Here is a 929-nt window from a genome sequence, read left to right on the forward strand (position 1 = left end):
TTGCAAATGCGTAGCAGTAAATTCGCTTTAGAAAGCTTATTAATTGTTGTATTGAAATCAAACTGTTCAAAGATTACACGCACGTTTTCAGAAAAATTAGAAATGTAATCTTCAAGGTTGGCTTTAGTTTTTGTACCGCCTAAATTAGATAGGTTATAGGTTGATTTGTTATAGAACGGATTGCCGCTTACGTTAGTAAGAATATCGTCAAGCGCCATCCCTTGATCTTTAAATTGCTCATAAGTATTGAGGACAGCATCTTTCGTTGGCTCAAGTACACATTCCAAACGTCTTAATACCGTAAAGGGCAAAATGATTTTACCGAACTCTGTATGCGGAAAATCCCCCCAAAGATCATTCGCATTGTTCCAAATAAAACTTGCCAGTGTCGATTCGGTATTGTTTGGTGCAGAAGCCATTTTGTTTTTCAACCTTATTTTGCAATAGTTAAATATTATGCAATAAACGTAGATTTCTCAACCTTATAATGCAATATTTAAAAATTTCAAATCTGAAAAATTTTTTATTTCAGAATAAGGACTTAATGTTAAAATTTATCACAAGATAATCATTAGGCTTGGTGTGAGATGCCAAATAATCAAGAAAAAATGACAGCATTTGGACAGTTTCGTATCTTAAAAATTGGAACAAAGTATATTCAAGCTGAACTGATCGGTAGTGTAAAAAATTATCAAGCCCAACTTGTCAAAAATACCGTACTATCAGATATAGAAATAGGTGCAACCATTTTTCTGCGAGTAAATGATCAATCTACCCAAAACAGATACGGCACTAAAGTTCAGTTTGAACCAATTAAGCTTTTAACTGACCAAGCTGAAATTGAGAAATACATTTTGGCTGACAGGAAGCGAGTAGCAGAAATTTACATTCAAGCAGCACAAGAAAATTTGGATAAAGGTTGGTATAGC

Annotated in this window: 1 protein-coding gene and 1 pseudogene; one reads left to right on the forward strand and one right to left on the reverse strand. The window is 33.7% G+C overall.

What is annotated here, in order from left to right; translation table 11 throughout:
* The coding region (locus tag IRT38_RS17370; RefSeq protein WP_194598346.1) for a type I restriction-modification system subunit M N-terminal domain-containing protein at nt 1–419 on the reverse strand (419 nt) is incomplete at its 3' end.
* A gap of 168 nt (nt 420–587) precedes the next feature.
* Here IRT38_RS17370 and IRT38_RS17375 point away from each other — a divergent pair.
* Nucleotides 588–929: pseudogene (locus IRT38_RS17375) on the forward strand (hypothetical protein); the annotation flags it as partial.

The organism is Acinetobacter sp. SK-43, from assembly GCF_015351505.1.
Classification (GTDB): domain Bacteria; phylum Pseudomonadota; class Gammaproteobacteria; order Pseudomonadales; family Moraxellaceae; genus Acinetobacter; species Acinetobacter junii.